This is a genomic window from Acinetobacter sp. VT 511, from assembly GCF_001077515.1.
GTDB classification, from domain to species: Bacteria; Pseudomonadota; Gammaproteobacteria; order Pseudomonadales; family Moraxellaceae; genus Acinetobacter; species Acinetobacter schindleri.
This window is the reverse complement of record NZ_LFRE01000037.1, coordinates 37,793-53,931: the sequence shown is the minus strand read 5'-3', so window position 1 is coordinate 53,931 and position 16,139 is coordinate 37,793. Positions and strand designations below refer to the sequence as shown.

Genomic DNA, 16,139 nt, shown 5'->3' with positions numbered 1-16,139 from the left:
TTTAAGCCGCGTGTGAATAGCGTCCGAGTGACAGCCCTTCCGTGCTAATCTCGGTTTTATGATCCAGCACAATATCGCTGATTAACTTGCCCGAACCACAGGCCATGGTCCAACCCAAAGTGCCATGTCCGGTATTCAGGAACAGGTTTTTAAAACGGGTTTTTCCAATAATTGGCGTACTGTCTGGTGTCATTGGACGTAACCCCGTCCAGAAGCTGGCTTCAGCCAAATTACCACCCGGGAACAATTCCTGAGTGACCATTTCCAAAGTGGCACGTCGATTATCTTTTAAGTTGTGGTTAAAGCCACTTAGCTCAGCCATACCACCCACGCGGATGCGCTGGTCAAAGCGAGTGATGGCAATCTTATAGGTCTCATCCAGCACCGTAGATTGCGGCGCAAAATTGGCATCAACGATTGGAATCGTGAGTGAATAGCCTTTTACTGGATAAACTGGTAAATCCAGATGCAACGGTTTCAAGAAATCACGTGAATAACTACCAAATGCCAGCACGTATTTGTCCGCAGTGAATACCTGACCATTGACGACAACACCTTTAATTTCATTGCCCTCAGTTAGCAGATGTTCCACATTCTGGTTAAACTTGAACTGTACTCCCAATTCTTTGGCAACATTGGCTAAGGCGTTGGTAAATAGATAGCAATCACCGGTTTCATCATTGGGTAAATGTAAGCCACCGACCAGTTTATCTTGAGCGTGTGCCAAGGCAGGTTCAACTTTTGCCAAATCAGCTCCCAGTAATAATTCATGCGGCACACCACACTCTTGCAATACAGCGATATCACGTTGCACCATATCCAACTGGGCTTCATTACGAAATACCTGTAAAGTACCTTTGGAACGATGCTCATAGCTGATCCCGGTTTCTTTACGCAATTCACGTAAACAGTCACGGCTATATTCAGCCACACGGGTCATACGTTCTTTATTAATGGCATAGCTGGCTGGATTACAGTTTTTCAGCATTTGCGCCATCCAGTTCAACTGCCACATGCTGCCATCTAAATTAATCGCCAAGGGTGCGTGATGCTGAAACATCCATTTCACTGCTTTGAATGGAATGCCAGGTGCTGCCCACGGTGTCGAGTAACCTGGAGAGATTTGGCCTGCATTACCAAAACTGGTTTCTTCAGCAGGGCCAGTCTGACGGTCAAGTACAGTAACTTCTGCACCCTGCTGTGCCAGATAATAGGCACTTGCCACACCAATTACACCACTACCTAAGACCAAAACACGCATTGCCTTACCCTCAAAATCCTTCTAGTTGATTTAACTAGTATATTTTTGGATCAATAGTGAATTTCACTGTTTTAAAGTAATATATTCAGTGAATCCACTAGATTTCTCGCGTGATTTTAAAAAATTAAGGGAATAATGAATGCGCAAATTTGACCGTATTGATCGCATGATTCTAGACATCCTGCAACGCGATGGCCGGATTGCCATTAGCGAGCTGGCAGCTCGGGTGAACCTATCCACCACCCCGTGCTCTGAGCGTGTGAAGCGACTGGAACGCGATGGCATTATCATGGGCTATTACGCCCGACTCAATCCAGAAAAGCTGGAACGCAATTTACTGGTCTTTCTTGAAATCAAACTTTCAGCCAAATCCGGTGATGTATTTGAACAGGTCGCACGAGACCTGAGTGAAATTCCTGAAGTACTGGAATGCCATTTGATTTCTGGAGATTTTGATTATCTGGTCAAAGCGCGCCTGAAAGAGATGAGTGCTTATCGCCGCCTGCTGGGCGATCTATTAAAGAAACTACCCTCTTCCGCCTCTTCACACAGTTATGTGGTGATGGAGGAAGTAAAAGAGACGCTATATCTGGATGTCGGTATTTAATACTCTAGTTATCCACAATAACAACAAAGCTCCCAAAAGGAGCTTTGCCATTAATCTGAAAAATCTGAAAGTTTAAAAATATTAATCAGGAATACGTAGCACCTGACCCGGGAAAATATCATCAGCATCTTTTAATAATGGACGATTGGCTTCAAAAATCTTGTTGTATTGATTGGCATCGCCATAAAATTCTTTAGAAATTTTTGACAAACTGTCGCCTGATTTTACCGTGTAAAATTTACTTTCTGGTTCAGGGCTGCTCACCGTAAGCTGGTCATCCACTTTGGCCACATGATCAATATTTCCTACCGCGAGAATAATTTTTTCACGATCGGTCTGATTTTGTACCTGCCCACGCACAGTTGCCAGATCAGAAGTAGAGTTATAGCTAATTGACAAACCTTTAATTGGCAACCCTAAACTTTTAACATGACCCAATAACTTGTTGGCAATTTCTTGTGCCGATGGCTCTGCCGGAGCTGCTTTAGGCGCAGCCGCAGGTGCTTGTTGTGCAGCAGGTGTCTGTTGCGGTTCTGCCGCTGCGGTATTTTTCTTACCAATACCTTTTACAAAATCAAAAATACCCATGGAAGACTCCCTTATTGTTGTCTGGATTTTTATCTCCCTATTGTTTATAGCGGAATTCACCTAAGCAGAAGTTAATCATTGGTAAGCTTCCTGTTAATGAATGTAAGTTACCATTAAGAAAAACACAGGCACAAAAAAACCACCTTGCGGTGGTCTTTAGGCTTAGCAGAGCTAAGAATCAACGATTAACCAAGTTTTTTAGAAACGTAGTCGATCGCAGATTGAACAGTTGTGATTTCGTTAGAATCTTCATCAGGAATTGTGATGTCGAAGTCATTTTCGAAAGACATTACCAGTTCAACTAGGTCTAGAGAGTCAGCACCCAAGTCATCCATGAAAGATGCTTCGTTTTTAATCTCTTCGATTTTGATACCAAGTTGTTCTGCAACCGCTTGCTTAACGCGTTGTTCGATATCGCTCACAGGAATTCTCCTCATTGCTTGTGGCGTTTTTAATGCCGTTAGTTTAATTGAATCTAAAAAATTTGGAAAGTTTATACTTAAGCCCCTTAGCTCATGTATAAACCACCATTCACGTGAATTACAGTACCTGTAATGTAACTTGCCTTGTCAGAAGCTAAGAAACTTACGGCATTTGCGATATCTTGTGGATCACCGAGACGGTTCAATGCCACTTGATCACTCATTTTCTTGCGAATTTCTTCACTTAACTGTTCAGTCATCTCAGTGGCAATAAAGCCTGGTGCCACAGAGTTTACCGTAATTTGACGGCTACCCATTTCTTTTGCAAGACTGCGGCTAAACGCTTCGATCCCTGCTTTGGCAGCAGAATAGTTCGCCTGACCCGGGTTAGCAAAATGCGCCACTACAGAACTGATGTTAATGATACGACCGAAACGTGCCTTGGTCATGCCTTTCAGGACACGCTTGGAAAGTCGATAAACGGCTTTCAGATGAACGTTCAGGATATCATCCCAGTCATCTTCTGACATACGCAGCAACAGGTTATCTTTGGTAATACCAGCATTGTTCACTAACGCAAGAACTGGACCATAGTTCTGTTCAATTTCAGTCACCAGTGCATCAATGGCTGCGCCATCACGCACATCAAGGACTTTACCTGCGCCATTTTCAGCAAACTGTGCAGATAATTTCTCAGCACCAGCTTCAGAAGTGGCAGTTCCTACTACAAAGTAGCCATCCTGAATGAGTTGTTGTGCAATTGCAGCACCAATGCCACGGCTTGCACCTGTCACCAAGGCAACTTTACGTTCCTGTGTCATGCAATTTTCCCTTCTGCCACCAATACGGTGTTTAATGCATCTTCCAGACGGGATTGAGTATCCAGTGGAAGTGCTTTTTCGATATTTGGTAAACGTTTTGCCATATTGGCAAGTACATTCCCCGGACCGCATTCCACGATATATGCAATACCTTCGTCTTGAAGGAACTGCAGGGTTTTGGTCCACTGTACAGATTCATACAATTGCGCAGTCAGTGCCTGACGTAATGCATTCACATCTGTTGCAATTTCTGCGCCCACATTTTGTATTACAGGAATACGTGGTAGCTCAATGGCAGTTTGTTCCAAAGCCGTAGCAAACTGTTCAGCGGCAGGTTTCATCAGTGAACAGTGGGATGGAACAGATACGGGCAATGCGATCGCTTTAGCGCCATTTTCTTTTGCCAGCTCAATCACCGCATCAACACGATCTTTGTTCCCTGCAACAACAACTTGACCTTTGGCATTGTAGTTGGCTGCTTCAACCGAACCTTCACCGGCTGCTGTTGCCTGTGCACAAAGTTCAACCACCTGAGCATCTTCCAGCCCTAGAATTGCCGCCATTGCACCGACACCTTGTGGGACTGCATCTTGCATCAGCTTACCGCGCAGGTTGACCAGTTTCACTGCATCACCCAGGCTTAACGCACCAGATGCAACCAGCGCACTGTATTCACCTAAAGAATGGCCAGCCAGATACTTTGGTGCAACACCACCCAGTTCCAGCCATACACGCCATAATGCAATCGATGCAGTCAGAAGGACCGGTTGAGTAAATTCAGTCTGATTCAGACCTTCACCACTTTGTGCAATCTGCCACAGATCGAAGCCTACTGCTTCAGATGCCTCGGCAAATGTGTCACCTACACTACTAAACTGCTCAGCCAGTTCAGCGAGCATGCCCGCCTTCTGCGATCCCTGACCTGGGAATACAAATGCAGTTTTGGTTGCCTGAGCTGCTTGCTCGAGTTGTTTAGCAGACATAATAAAATCCTTTCAATTAAGAGGCGCTAATCTTCACAGAATTGATGAAAATTAACAGCTAAATACCACCTAACTCATTGTGGAGCGCAATTTAGCACGTAATTTTGGCTGGGGTAATTGCCAAATACAACAAAAAGCCCGACTTTATTAAAGCGCCTAAAAGTGACAGACAAAAAAAAGGGAGCTTAACGCTCCCATTTTTTCTATCAAGCTTGACGCTTAATACATCATTAATTATTCAGCAGATGCTTTAGCGAATAATTGACGACCACGGTAGATACCATCTTTAGATACGTGGTGACGACGATGAGTTTCACCAGTAGCTTGGTCTACAGTTAATGCATTCTCAGTTAAAGCGTCATGTGAACGGCGCATGTCACGGCGAGAGCGACTTTTACGGTTTTGCTGAACGGCCATGATGGCTCCTTACAAATATCGAAAAAATGGATCAGAACAAATTCGATTGTCTTATACGTATAAGTATAACACAAAAATTAGTTAAGTTTACCCTTCAAAGCTGCCAAAACTTCAAACGGATTGTCCCGTTTTTCTTCAACAACTTCTTCTTGAGCGGGTTGGTGCTTATGCTCACAAACATCATGCTTAGGAGACAACGGCATCAACAATAACAATTCATCTTCTATGAGTGCCAGTAAATCAGCGGTGGCAGGTGCATCATATGAACCTTTCGTCGTTGCTTCACTTTCACCTAAGACGATGAAATCAGCATCCTCATCCAAGCGCTCTATCAGTGATTCGTCATCCACAAGGGCAAGATGAAAATCTGAAACGAGTTCAATCTCAACGGTTTCCAGACAACGCTGGCATTCCATTGGAACTTTCGTTTCAACATGGCCATCTAGCCACACAATGCGATGATAAGCATCCATTGATAGCTTACAGTCTATGTTAATCAATTGATCATCAATTGATCCAACAGCTTCACGAGCAATACGAACAAAGCGGGATAAAGGCAGTTGACCTGACCATTTAAAGCCCTGTTCAGCCCATTTAAACGGCTCAATCTGTGCCGGAAAGGTATTTGCTGACATAATTAAGGCGGCAATTCTACAAATTCATCAGAACTCTGTCAAAGATTAAGATACAATTTTGTACTTATTTTTAGACAGACCAATTGGGTAATTTCAGTCATGCATCTGTTGCAGCCGCAAACAGAAGTGAATGTTTCATCACTCGTTAGCACACTTTCAACTCTGGATTCTGACAGCTCACTACAGCAAGTGCAACGCTTACCGTGGGCGAATGTATCGTCAGAAGCAGAACAGGTTGATTGGCTCATCTTACACTTTAATCACTGGTTTTCCCACCTAAATGTCACATTAGTCCGTGGTGATTTTGAACCAGAATATTTCCCGGCTACTGAAGATACCCCTGCCCGCATTCAATTTGCGCATGGTTTTTTCAATAGTGCCCTGCATGAGATCAGCCACTGGACCATTGCAGGTGACAAGCGTCGTCTATTGCCAGATCTGGGCTACTGGTATGCGCCAGATGGCCGCACCCAGGAACAGCAAGCTTTATTTGAACAGGTAGAAGTCAAGCCCCAGGCGATTGAATGGATGTTTGCCAAAGCCTTTGGGCGTAAATTTCGCGTGTCTTTAGACAACCTGACCGGTGAAGGCGGCAATGGAAGCAGCTTTAAAGATAATGTCTATGCACAGGTACAGCGTTATTTTAGCGGTGAAGCCAAACTACCGCGTGATGCAAAACGTTTTATTGATTGTATCTGTGCCTGTACACGGAATGGCAAAAGTTTACAATCCGACGAATTTATTCGTGAAATGCTTGATTAAATTATACAAATTTATCGTTATTGAGATTGCATGTCCGTCGCAGGCAATCTCATAATAAAGTCAGCACAGGATCGGAGACAGAGTTTATGTTGCATTTACGCGTACACCCAGATAATCCCCAACCACGTTTGATCAGTCAGGCCGTGGAACGTATCCGTGCCGGCGATGTAATTGTTTATCCGACTGATGCCGCTTATGCAATTGGTTGCCAGATCGGAAATAAAAATGCCATGGAGCGCATTGCCCAGATTCGTGGTCTAGGCCCTAAGCACCAATATGCCATTTTCTGCTGTGACTTGTCGGACATTGCGACCTATGCCAAAGTGGACAATGCCGTATATCGTTTACTGAAAAATAATACGCCTGCTGTCACTACTTTTATTCTGCCAGCCACCAGTGAAGTACCTAAACGTTTAATGCATCCGAAGAAAAAAACCATCGGTTTACGTATCCCCAGCAATCCCGTGTGTAAGATGCTGCTTCAAGAACTGGGTGAACCCCTATTAACCTCAACCCTGATCCTGCCAGATCAGACTGATCCAATGGATGATCCATACGAGATTGAAATGCAGCTCGGCAAACGCATCGATGTATTTATTGATAGTGGCCTAGGTACATTAAGCACAACTTCTATCGTGGATTTATCGGGTGATCAGCCTGAAGTGATTCGCCGTGGTATCGGTGATGTAAGTGCTTTTGAATAATTAAAACGTTTTAATTCAGTTTCAGGAGGAAATAAAGTGAATCTGTTTTATCTCCTGCTAAACTTGAATGAACTTCCTGCCAATCATCTGATCTATGTCAAACGGCCTTGGACATTAGAATCTAAGGCAATTTCTATCGAAAAGAATTCTAAGCCTGTCTTAAGTCTGAATATCGACAATATTGAGTACCAGTATTTTCTTGAAGTTGCGATGACAAGAAAACTGCTGAACATTTATTCAACAAATAATCTCTGTCTAGCAGACACCTGCCAGCGAATAATTGAATATGCGTTAAAGCAGTAGGACCACAACATATTTATAACTGACGCAAAGTCATAAAATTCGGGCAATCTGCTAGTATCTGTTTATGCTCAAACACAGCCTTGCCAAATTTATTTTGAATGGTATAGCTGGATGAAACCTGATCTTCTTCAAGAACCGCTATATAGGCTTTTACCAAATCTGGCTCTTGACCTTGTAACTGGTCAACCTGCATACAACCAAGTTGTCATACATGGCTTTGGATTTCTGTCGGTAATTGATTATCCGTGAAAGTGGTGAGTTTCATATAGGTAATAATATTCGGATACTGATTCAGTATATCTCCAGAGATGGGCAGACCACTATTTTCCAGTCGCTGTTGAGTCTGTGCATCCATGTGTACCTGTTTTAGATTATCTCGTGCCTGCTGTTGAAACTTATGCTCCCAATACTTTTCAGTTCCGAAAAATAGTCCGGCAATCACTAAAAGGCCAACAACAACAAATTTTATATTCATATTTTTATCCGTAGGATTTTAACTTAAAGGTTGCGCAGCCTCTTCCGAAACCGATGCAGCAAGTGCAACCATGTCTACTGGGGTATTTTTTTGAGGTGGTGGGATATATTCTTCCCCAGCTTTTAATGCTCTCACTTGTAAAAAAACTTGGACAATCCAACAGCTTTTGCTGATGTTGCATCATGTCTGTACCAAATTTATTTTTGACATTCATATGAAAAACAATTTGATCTTCTTCAATCACATTTAAGACTGCAGTTCGAGACTTGTAATCAAAGTTTTGAAAAGCCTCAACAGAATCACAGGCTATGTTTTTCACATTCTGTTCACTCTTTACAGAAAGTTTTTTATTTTCATTTTCAAGCCAGCATGTATAAAAGCGAATATTTGGATACTGATCCAGAATCGTAAGCTCTACCTTTTCTCTTTGAAGTATGGGTTGATACTTCGCTTCTAAATCGGCAAATCTACCTGATTGAAGCTGCTGACGTGTTTGGTCTTCAAGTTGCATCATTTCATATTTGGGATAACCCCAAAATACCCCAAGCCAATCACGGCAATAAGTACCAGCATAATAGGCATATTGATCACCCGTCCTGTTTTTAGTTGTTTTATTCATCAGTATATTTTTCTGAGATATTAGAATACTTTTTGAACGATAGATATCTGTTTTTAAGGTTTATTTTTAAAACTTTTACTTTTTAATTACTGCTAAAGAATGATTTTTCCTGATCTAATTTTTAATATTTGTCATTGCTCATGATCGATCTTAAGGGTTGCAAACTCAACTGGAGCTTAACCTTATTTCTCTGAACCCTTAATTCAGAAAGGCATCCCTGTATTTGAGATGATCAAAAACCGAAGAATAGCCGTAAAAGCTACTGTTTTTTTGTATCTAACTCCATATCCAATTTATTTAGAGGTATTTTTCGAGTACACTAAGATCAACTTTTTACATGCTTTTTCTTTCGATGTGAGATCGAAGAATCAGCCTTCATGCCTTTGAAAATTCGCGTGGCCAACAACTGTATATGAATCAAAGCATCCATAATATGATGGAACCTACTCCACACATCCGTGTACTGGATGAATGGCAGGAGACGATTCCTGAGGATCTTTACATTCCTCCTTCAGCGTTTGAAATCCTGTTAGAGCATTTCGAAGGCCCGCTCGACTTTTTAATTTACCTGATCCAAAAAAATGGCTTTGACTTGCTGCAAGTCGACATTGCGCCGATTGCTGCCCAATACTTGTCCTATATGGATGCGATGAAGTCACTCAATATTGAGCTGACCGCAGACTATATGGTAATGGCGGCATTATTAGCGGACCTCAAATCCCGCTTACTTCTTCCAAAACCCAAAAGTATTTCTGCGACGGAACAAGATCCGAAACAGGAATTGATCGATCGTCTGGAAAATTATTTACGCATTAAACAGGCCGCAGAACGTCTGAACCAAATGAGTGTGCTTGAACGTGATACGTTTGAGACCAATGTCAGTCTGGGCGAGTTCATTCAACCGAATGAAGGCCACAATATCGATCTGCTGCGTGATGCCCTGCTGTGTATCTTTAACCGTCCTGAGCCGGTGATTCATCAGGTGCAACAGGAACCGGTTCTACTTGAAGAACGCATTGCCTATATTGAAAGCTGCCTGGAAACTGGTGAAGTGCTTTCTTTTGCAGATTTACTCAAACCAAGCCAAGGCCGGATGGGCATGGTCGTCACCTTTATGGCGGTTCTGGAACTGACACGTCAACAAAAAATTCAGATTATTGCTACAGGCGTTGAAGCCCCGCTCGCAATTCAGGGAGCACCTTTATGACCATTGACCATAGCTCAATCCTTACAGCGGAAGATAATCTGCATGATGTTCTAATGCAGCTGGAAGCGATTATCTTTGCGAGTGATTCAGCGGTGTCTCTGGGACGTCTAAAAGAAGCTTTTCAGGATCGATATACCAAGCAGGAATTACGTCAGTACCTACAGCAACTATCTATGCTGATGCATGGCCGCTCAATTGAACTGATTGAAACTGCTCAAGGTTTCCGTTTTCAAGTACGTGCGAAGTATCGTAATATTATTGCTCAGACATGGCCCGAGCGACCAGCGCGCTTGTCTCCTTCATTACTTGAAACTTTGGCCGTAATTGCCTATCACCAGCCGGTGACTCGGGCAGATATAGAACAAATTCGTGGTGTCACAAATAACAGTCAGATTTTGCGTTCGCTGTTTGACTGGAACTGGATTAAAGAATCTGGTTTTCGTGAACTCCCTGGAAGACCTGCGTTGTTAGTGACAACGCCACAATTTTTAAATGCGTTTGGCTTAACCAGTTTAGGCCAATTGCCTCCCCTGCAGGATGCCAAGGAAGCTTTTATGACCCTCGATGCAAATGCACCGAAGTCATAAATAGGTGAACTGTTGATAATTATTTCTAAGGTTATGCTGTCATGAGTGAAAAATTGCAAAAGGTGCTTGCACGTGTTGGTTTGGGTTCTCGCCGTTATATGGAAGAAGTCATTGCCGCTGGTCGTGTAAGTGTGAATGGGCAAGTTGCCCAAGTGGGTGAGCGTATCGAACCAGGTGATGAGCTTCGCATCGATGGTCGTAAAGTGCAGTTCCAGATTGAAGACGAAATCCGTCGTCGTGTACTGATTTACTATAAGCCAGAAGGTGAAATCTGTTCACGTAACGATCCTGAACAGCGTCCAACAGTATTTGACAACCTGCCATCAATTCAAGGCGATCGCTGGGTCATGGTCGGCCGTCTCGATATTAACTCGACCGGTCTGTTACTGTTCACAAATGACGGTGAACTGGCGAATCGTTTAATGCACCCATCCAATGAAATCGAACGTGAATATGCGGTTCGTGTCATGGGTGAAGTGACTCCACAACTGAAAAACAACATGCTCAAAGGCGTGGTGCTAGATGATGGTCCTGCGAAGTTTGAATCATTCTCTGAACTGGGTGGTGACGGGATTAACCGTTGGTATCAAGTTGTCGTGAAAGAAGGTCGTAACCGTGAGGTTCGTCGTATCTTTGAATCACAAGGCCTGAAAGTCAGCCGTTTATTACGTACCCGTTACGGTACCGTGATTCTGCCACGTGAACTTCGTACAGGTCGCTGGATCGAGCTGGATAAACAGGATATCGACAACCTGACCAAATCAGTTGAGCTGAAACCGCGTCAAGGTACCGGCTTATTCGGCATGGCGAAACGTCGTAACGAACGTATGCAGGAAAAACCAATGGCAGCGCGCCGTGGTGGTTACCTGCGTCAGCAACGCCGTGATACCGATGAGCAGCAGCCACAATACAACAACCGTGAACGTCGCGATGATCAGGGCTTTGGTCGTCGTGAAAACCAGAATGGTACTCAGTTTGTACGCCGTGACAATCGTCCTGAATCAGGTTTTGGCCGACGTGAAGAACGTGATGAAAACACATCACGTCGTCCTTATGGCGTGAACAAAGGCTTTAACAAGTTCTAAGCCTTAGCTAAGATAAAAACCAGGCAGTTGCCTGGTTTTTTTAGCTCTAAAAATAACAATATGAAAAGATCCTTCTACTGTCAAAGCTCATTACATCCCTTTCTATTCTTAACTTATATCTTGATAAGTTATCTGCTTTTTCAATTCAGCTATTATCTGCGAATCACTGATCAGGACTGGAACTTTAAGCTTGCAATACTAAGTCAGTGGTTCTCGGCTGTTTTTTATCAACCTGCTCAATATACTGATCACTACATCAGTATTATCACCTTGATCATAATGATGGCCTATTTAGCACTTTATGGACTCAGCAAGTTCAAGAAACTGGAGATAGATGCAGATCAAATTTATTGGTCTTTGGGTTATATGAAAATCGGTCAAATCTTTCCACTGAATGCCCGTACTAAAATTCAGTATATTTTAATTCCACCACACAACCCCGACATTCATCTATTTAAACTTAAAACTGATCAGCAAGAATTTAATATTAACATGAGTGAGTTTTCAGCTGAGGATCAAAAAACCATACACATGTTATTAAAATCCTTGAAAATTCGATGTTAAAAAATCCCGCTCAACTGGCGGGATTTTGCAAATCTTACATCTGGGACTGAATATAATTTTGCAGACCAATCAGCTCAATTAAACGTAGTTGCTTTTCAAGCCAGTAAGTATGATCCTCTTCTGTATCTGACATTTGCTGACGTAACATGTCACGCGTCACGTAGTCACCCTTCTCTTCACACAGTTTCACGCCTGTTGCCAGTTTTTGACGAACTTCATATTCCAGTTTCAGGTCAGCTTTCAGACAGCTCACCACATCTTCACCGATTTCTACCTCATCGCGGGTCATGTTCGGTGTACCTTCCAGGAACAGAACACGGCGAATAATCGCATCCGCATGCTGTGCTTCTTCCTGCATTTCATGATCAATACGTTCAAAGATTTTGGTCAGGCCCCAATCTTCGTACATACGAGAGTGGATCAGGTATTGGTCGCGAGCAGCCAGTTCGCCACCGATCAACATATTCAAATAATCTACGACTTCTGGATTACCACGCATTTTTATAACTCCCTACCTTTATGGAGTTATTATGGAGAAAATCATCTGGATTTGCAAAATAAAATTTACGTAAATATATGATTTTTAAATAATTAAAATGAGAAGTACTTTCATTTACAGTTTTAGTTGAATAAATTCCCATTTATAAAACAATACCTTGCACTCAGTACTCAGCTTAGATGAACAAGATCAAAGTACTTTTATAATGTATTGGTTTTTTGTAACTAGATTCAAAATCATTGTGGCCTATATTCATTGAACTGCATGCGTATCAAATCAGAAACGCTGAGTGCATCGGCATCAGGTTATCATATAAGCAAAATTGAGCTTATTCATTGCTATAAACAAGCCAAATCTTCGTCATGCACCGACAAGCTCACTCATCCTCAGCGAAAATAAGCTTAAGCTGAAGTCCAACGTGCATTTCTCCATGCTTGTTGTTGCTTTGAATCTAAAAAAGTCCAAGCGACAAAACGACTTTCTTTTTGCCCCTGCGTCATTTTAATGGTTTTCACATCTACTGCTCCGCTCTTACGCAATGCATTTAAAAGCACAGGCAATGTGGTTTTCTTAGAAACGAGTGTGCTAAACCAAAGACATTGCTCAGCAAACTGCATGCTCTCTTGTACCATTTGGCAGACAAAGCGTTCTTCACCACCGTCACACCAGAGTTCATTTTTTTGACCACCAAAGTTTAACACCACCTTTGTCCCATCAGCCGGCTTGCCGAGTTTTCTTAATTTTTGTGTTGCTGTGGCATTTGCTTCATCTTGCGAGGCATGAAATGGTGGGTTACACATCGTCAAATCAAAACGGTCTGTAGGTTTAATCACACCGTTGAAAATATTGCTTGAGTTCTTCTGCAATCGAATCTGAATCCCTTTATGTAGATTTGGATTCGCCTCGACAATAAATTGAGCACTTTTAACGGATGCAGAATGAATGTCTGAGCCGACAAATTTCCAACCATAGCTACGATGACCAATGATTGGATAAATACAGTTCGCACCAACCCCAATATCTAAGACTTGAACTGCAGGTCCTGTTGGAATCTGACCTTGATGATTGGCACTTAACAAGTCAGCCAGATAGTGAATATAGTCGGCTCTACCCGGAATAGGCGGACAGAGAAAATCTTGAGGAATATCCCAATATTGAATGTCATAAAAGTGCTTGAGCAATGCTTTATTGAGCATTTTCACAGCGTGTGGATCAGAAAAATCGACTGAAAGATCATTATATTTATTTAGGCTAACAAAAGGCGTAAGTTCCGGACAAGTCTTCATTAACTGAGGGAAATCGTAACGACTGCGATGCAGATTTCGTACATGTAATTCCGATTTTTGTTGCGGAAAAGTTTTCTTTGCTTGCGCCATGTGTATGCCAATCATCAACGGGAGAACAGAATCATCTGATGAGACAGGCTCAATACCTGTCAATAGATCAATATTGTACGTGAATTCAGTTCATAATGACGAGCCCAACCCAATCAAGCCATTAAAAAAGACATCCGAGGATGTCTTTTTTAATTCATGCTTAAGATCGATTAAGCAGGAAGTTAACCATGCTCTTTCATTAAGGCAATAAACTGTTCTTCATTTAATACTGGCACGCCGAGCTTTTCTGCCTTATCCAGCTTCGAACCAGCTTTCTCACCTGCAACCACACATTTGGTTTTACTCGACACACTGCCACTCACACGTGCGCCTAAAGCTTGCAGCAATTGAGTTGCTTCATCACGCCCCATAGAGCTTAAAGTTCCAGTTACCACCCAGCTTTCGCCATTCAAAGGCTGACGTGTTGGCGCAATTGGTGCATCCCAGTGAATACCCGCTGCCAATAGACGATCCAGTACTTCCAGGTTATGCGGTGCCTGGAAGAAATCCAGAATCCATTCAGCCGTAATATCACCGACATCTGGGGTTTTCTTTAGCGCATCAAGATCAGCACGACGTAAAGCATCCAGCGTCTGGAAAGTATTGGCCAGCATACGTGCTGTGGTTTCACCGACACCACGAATACCTAATGCATAAATGAAAGCAGCCAATGTCGTTTTCTTACTGTTTTCGATAGAATCAATCAAGTTCTGAACAGATTTCTCGCCCATTTTTTCAATCTGTAGCAGCTGATCACGATGTTCATGCAGGTGATAGATATCGGCCACATCTTTCAGCAGGTTCAGGTGTAATAGAGATTCTACCCAACGATCGCCCAAGCCTTCGATATCCATCGCCTTACGTGACACAAAGTGACGGATGGTTTCAATACGCTGTGCTGCACAATACAACTCACCTGAACAGCGTGCCAGTGCTTCACCTTCTGGCATCACTACAGGGGAACCACACACCGGACAGTTTTCTGGCAGATGTACTTCAACTGCATCAATCGGACGGAATTCTGGCCAGACTTTTTCAACTTTAGGAATGACGTCCCCACTACGGTAAACGCTGACCGTATCCCCGATCCGGACATCCAGACGGTGAATTTCCCCAATGTTATGCAAGGTCACATTGGAAACTGTTACGCCACCAACTGCGACGGGATTCAAGCGTGCGACAGGAGTCAAAGTCCCGGTACGACCCACCTGCCAGTCAATATTTTCAACTGTCGTCAGTGCTGCAACCGCAGGAAATTTATAAGCCGTTGCCCAGCGTGGTTCACGACTTAAAAAGCCTAATTGCTGCTGCTGTTTCAGGTCATTGACCTTGATCACCATGCCATCAATCTCAACACTGAGGTTTGGACGTTCCTTATTGATCTGCTCATAGACTTGCTGTACGTCTTCAATGCTATCGCAGATGAAATGGCGTTCACCCACGGCGAAACCAAAGTGCTGTAACCATTCCAGACTGGCTGACATCGTGGTCTGTCCATGATGCGGCACACACTGCGCAATACCATAGGCATAGAATGCGAGTGGACGTGAAGCAGCAATATTTGGGTCCAGCTGACGTAAACTACCTGCGGCGGCATTGCGTGGATTGGCAAAAGTCTTTTCACCTTTGGCCAAGTTCGCCGCATTCAGCTTTTCAAAACCGGATTTCGGCATCAAGACTTCACCGCGTACTTCCAGCAGGTCAGGCACCTTGCAGTGACCTTCACATAATAATTTTGGCAGGTTGCGGATAGTTTTTACATTCTGGGTAATGTCTTCCCCAGTTTCACCATCACCACGGGTTACACCACGTACCAATACACCATGTTCATACCACAGGGAAATGGCCAGACCGTCAAATTTCAGCTCGACATCATATTCAATTTTCTGGTTCGGCAAGCGTTCTTCAATACGACGGGCAAAGGCAAATAAATCTTCTTTATTAAATACGTTGCCTAAAGACAGCATCGGTACGGCATGCGTTACAGTCACGAATTTTGCTAAAGGCTGACCACCGACACGGTTAGTCGGTGTATCCGGCTGCACCAATGCTGGATATTGTTCTTCAAGGGCTTTGAGCTGATGAAAAAGCTGATCATATTCACTGTCCTCAATCGTCGGCTGATCCATCACATAATAGGCATGATTATGCTTGGCAATCAGTTGAATCAGCTGGCGCATTTGCGCAACGACAGTGGTTTCCTGGGTCATAGTTTCACCATAAA

General features: G+C 43.2%; 20 protein-coding genes. 7 read left to right on the top strand and 13 right to left on the bottom strand.

The window, feature by feature from the left end:
- Position 1: 1 nt before the first annotated feature.
- On the bottom strand, positions 2-1,261 hold the full coding sequence (locus ACS72_RS02710) for a D-amino acid dehydrogenase (RefSeq protein ID WP_008304434.1): 1,260 nt from the start codon (positions 1,259-1,261) through the stop codon (positions 2-4).
- A 139-nt stretch (positions 1,262-1,400) separates the two neighbouring features.
- Here ACS72_RS02710 and ACS72_RS02705 point away from each other — a divergent pair, with 139 nt between their 5' ends.
- Entirely contained in the window at positions 1,401-1,868 is a 468-nt protein-coding gene (locus tag ACS72_RS02705) for an Lrp/AsnC ligand binding domain-containing protein (protein ID WP_008304432.1), read from the top strand.
- Positions 1,869-1,949: 81 nt separating this feature from the next.
- Here ACS72_RS02705 and lysM read toward each other — a convergent pair whose 3' ends face one another.
- The 6 genes from lysM to ACS72_RS02675 all read right to left on the bottom strand — a co-directional run bounded on the left by lysM (position 1,950) and on the right by ACS72_RS02675 (position 5,734).
- Positions 1,950-2,456 carry a peptidoglycan-binding protein LysM gene (gene lysM / locus ACS72_RS02700; protein ID WP_048881151.1) on the bottom strand — a complete coding sequence of 169 codons (507 nt, stop codon included), beginning with the start codon at positions 2,454-2,456 and terminating at the stop codon, positions 1,950-1,952.
- Between the two features lie 185 nt (positions 2,457-2,641).
- Entirely contained in the window at positions 2,642-2,878 is a 237-nt protein-coding gene (gene acpP / locus ACS72_RS02695; protein ID WP_004646101.1) for an acyl carrier protein, read from the bottom strand.
- Positions 2,879-2,964: 86 nt separating this feature from the next.
- Positions 2,965-3,699, bottom strand: a complete 735-nt coding sequence (fabG, locus tag ACS72_RS02690) for a 3-oxoacyl-ACP reductase FabG (RefSeq protein ID WP_048881150.1) — start codon at positions 3,697-3,699, stop codon at positions 2,965-2,967.
- Positions 3,696-4,682, bottom strand: coding sequence for an ACP S-malonyltransferase (gene fabD / locus ACS72_RS02685; protein WP_048881149.1), 987 nt, complete (start codon positions 4,680-4,682; stop codon positions 3,696-3,698). The genes fabG and fabD overlap by 4 nt, the downstream gene beginning before the upstream one ends.
- Before the next feature lie 234 nt (positions 4,683-4,916).
- Positions 4,917-5,099 carry a 50S ribosomal protein L32 gene (gene rpmF, locus ACS72_RS02680; RefSeq protein WP_004279227.1) on the bottom strand — a complete coding sequence of 61 codons (183 nt, stop codon included), beginning with the start codon at positions 5,097-5,099 and terminating at the stop codon, positions 4,917-4,919.
- 77 nt (positions 5,100-5,176) lie between these two features.
- Positions 5,177-5,734 (bottom strand): DUF177 domain-containing protein, encoded by a 558-nt coding sequence (locus ACS72_RS02675; protein WP_004811191.1) that lies wholly within the window; start codon positions 5,732-5,734, stop codon positions 5,177-5,179.
- Positions 5,735-5,833: 99 nt separating this feature from the next.
- Between ACS72_RS02675 and ACS72_RS02670 the strand changes: the two genes are divergently transcribed.
- The 3 genes from ACS72_RS02670 (at position 5,834) to ACS72_RS18970 (ending at position 7,503) form a co-directional block, all read left to right on the top strand.
- Positions 5,834-6,496, top strand: a complete 663-nt coding sequence (locus tag ACS72_RS02670; RefSeq protein WP_008304414.1) for an elongation factor P hydroxylase — start codon at positions 5,834-5,836, stop codon at positions 6,494-6,496.
- 86 nt (positions 6,497-6,582) lie between these two features.
- Positions 6,583-7,200: an L-threonylcarbamoyladenylate synthase gene (locus tag ACS72_RS02665; RefSeq protein ID WP_048881148.1), complete on the top strand. Its 618-nt coding sequence runs from the start codon at positions 6,583-6,585 to the stop codon at positions 7,198-7,200.
- A 36-nt stretch (positions 7,201-7,236) separates the two neighbouring features.
- On the top strand, positions 7,237-7,503 hold the full coding sequence (locus tag ACS72_RS18970; protein ID WP_005221073.1) for a hypothetical protein: 267 nt from the start codon (positions 7,237-7,239) through the stop codon (positions 7,501-7,503).
- 13 nt (positions 7,504-7,516) lie between these two features.
- Here the strand turns inward: ACS72_RS18970 and ACS72_RS18605 are convergent, their stop codons facing one another.
- The 3 genes from ACS72_RS18605 to ACS72_RS02650 are packed head-to-tail and all read right to left on the bottom strand — an operon-like array spanning position 7,517 to position 8,597.
- A complete protein-coding gene (locus tag ACS72_RS18605; protein WP_228156217.1) occupies positions 7,517-7,696 on the bottom strand; it encodes a hypothetical protein in 180 nt (59 codons plus the stop codon).
- A gap of 12 nt (positions 7,697-7,708) precedes the next feature.
- Complete coding sequence (locus tag ACS72_RS18600) at positions 7,709-7,978, bottom strand: hypothetical protein (protein ID WP_228156216.1); 270 nt, start codon at positions 7,976-7,978, stop codon at positions 7,709-7,711.
- Between the two features lie 4 nt (positions 7,979-7,982).
- A complete protein-coding gene (locus ACS72_RS02650) occupies positions 7,983-8,597 on the bottom strand; it encodes a hypothetical protein (RefSeq protein WP_228156215.1) in 615 nt (204 codons plus the stop codon).
- A 412-nt stretch (positions 8,598-9,009) separates the two neighbouring features.
- On the opposite strand from ACS72_RS02650, the gene ACS72_RS02645 reads away from it, so the two are divergent.
- The 3 genes from ACS72_RS02645 to rluB are packed head-to-tail and all read left to right on the top strand — an operon-like array spanning position 9,010 to position 11,476.
- The gene (locus ACS72_RS02645) at positions 9,010-9,804 is read left to right on the top strand and encodes a ScpA family protein (protein WP_048881147.1); all 795 of its coding nucleotides are present in this window, start codon (positions 9,010-9,012) and stop codon (positions 9,802-9,804) included.
- The gene (scpB, locus tag ACS72_RS02640; protein ID WP_048881146.1) at positions 9,801-10,391 is read left to right on the top strand and encodes an SMC-Scp complex subunit ScpB; all 591 of its coding nucleotides are present in this window, start codon (positions 9,801-9,803) and stop codon (positions 10,389-10,391) included. The genes ACS72_RS02645 and scpB overlap by 4 nt, the downstream gene beginning before the upstream one ends.
- Before the next feature lie 41 nt (positions 10,392-10,432).
- Positions 10,433-11,476, top strand: coding sequence for a 23S rRNA pseudouridine(2605) synthase RluB (rluB, locus tag ACS72_RS02635; RefSeq protein ID WP_081405817.1), 1,044 nt, complete (start codon positions 10,433-10,435; stop codon positions 11,474-11,476).
- 598 nt (positions 11,477-12,074) lie between these two features.
- Here the strand turns inward: rluB and bfr are convergent.
- From bfr to ligA, 3 genes are all read right to left on the bottom strand, one after another.
- Entirely contained in the window at positions 12,075-12,539 is a 465-nt protein-coding gene (gene bfr, locus ACS72_RS02625) for a bacterioferritin (RefSeq protein ID WP_048881145.1), read from the bottom strand.
- 401 nt (positions 12,540-12,940) lie between these two features.
- The gene (gene rlmF, locus ACS72_RS02620) at positions 12,941-13,915 is read right to left on the bottom strand and encodes a 23S rRNA (adenine(1618)-N(6))-methyltransferase RlmF (protein WP_048881144.1); all 975 of its coding nucleotides are present in this window, start codon (positions 13,913-13,915) and stop codon (positions 12,941-12,943) included.
- A 182-nt stretch (positions 13,916-14,097) separates the two neighbouring features.
- Positions 14,098-16,125 (bottom strand): NAD-dependent DNA ligase LigA, encoded by a 2,028-nt coding sequence (gene ligA / locus ACS72_RS02615; protein ID WP_048881143.1) that lies wholly within the window; start codon positions 16,123-16,125, stop codon positions 14,098-14,100.
- Positions 16,126-16,139: the final 14 nt, after the last annotated feature.

Excerpts from the sequence above, each read along its gene's own strand:
- ACS72_RS02710 (WP_008304434.1), bottom strand. The coding sequence starts at position 1,261 with ATGCGTGTTTTGGTCTTAGGTAGTGGTGTAATTGGTGTGGCAAGTGCC.
- ACS72_RS02705 (WP_008304432.1), top strand. The coding sequence starts at position 1,401 with ATGCGCAAATTTGACCGTATTGATCGCATGATTCTAGACATCCTGCAA.
- lysM (WP_048881151.1), bottom strand. The coding sequence starts at position 2,456 with ATGGGTATTTTTGATTTTGTAAAAGGTATTGGTAAGAAAAATACCGCA.
- fabG (WP_048881150.1), bottom strand. The coding sequence starts at position 3,699 with ATGACACAGGAACGTAAAGTTGCCTTGGTGACAGGTGCAAGCCGTGGC.
- fabD (WP_048881149.1), bottom strand. The coding sequence starts at position 4,682 with ATGTCTGCTAAACAACTCGAGCAAGCAGCTCAGGCAACCAAAACTGCA.
- rpmF (WP_004279227.1), bottom strand. The coding sequence starts at position 5,099 with ATGGCCGTTCAGCAAAACCGTAAAAGTCGCTCTCGCCGTGACATGCGC.
- ACS72_RS02675 (WP_004811191.1), bottom strand. The coding sequence starts at position 5,734 with ATGTCAGCAAATACCTTTCCGGCACAGATTGAGCCGTTTAAATGGGCT.
- ACS72_RS02670 (WP_008304414.1), top strand. The coding sequence starts at position 5,834 with ATGCATCTGTTGCAGCCGCAAACAGAAGTGAATGTTTCATCACTCGTT.
- ACS72_RS02665 (WP_048881148.1), top strand. The coding sequence starts at position 6,583 with ATGTTGCATTTACGCGTACACCCAGATAATCCCCAACCACGTTTGATC.
- ACS72_RS18605 (WP_228156217.1), bottom strand. The coding sequence starts at position 7,696 with ATGCAGGTTGACCAGTTACAAGGTCAAGAGCCAGATTTGGTAAAAGCC.
- ACS72_RS18600 (WP_228156216.1), bottom strand. The coding sequence starts at position 7,978 with ATGAATATAAAATTTGTTGTTGTTGGCCTTTTAGTGATTGCCGGACTA.
- ACS72_RS02650 (WP_228156215.1), bottom strand. The coding sequence starts at position 8,597 with ATGAATAAAACAACTAAAAACAGGACGGGTGATCAATATGCCTATTAT.
- ACS72_RS02645 (WP_048881147.1), top strand. The coding sequence starts at position 9,010 with ATGAATCAAAGCATCCATAATATGATGGAACCTACTCCACACATCCGT.
- scpB (WP_048881146.1), top strand. The coding sequence starts at position 9,801 with ATGACCATTGACCATAGCTCAATCCTTACAGCGGAAGATAATCTGCAT.
- rluB (WP_081405817.1), top strand. The coding sequence starts at position 10,433 with ATGAGTGAAAAATTGCAAAAGGTGCTTGCACGTGTTGGTTTGGGTTCT.
- bfr (WP_048881145.1), bottom strand. The coding sequence starts at position 12,539 with ATGCGTGGTAATCCAGAAGTCGTAGATTATTTGAATATGTTGATCGGT.
- rlmF (WP_048881144.1), bottom strand. The coding sequence starts at position 13,915 with ATGGCGCAAGCAAAGAAAACTTTTCCGCAACAAAAATCGGAATTACAT.
- ligA (WP_048881143.1), bottom strand. The coding sequence starts at position 16,125 with ATGACCCAGGAAACCACTGTCGTTGCGCAAATGCGCCAGCTGATTCAA.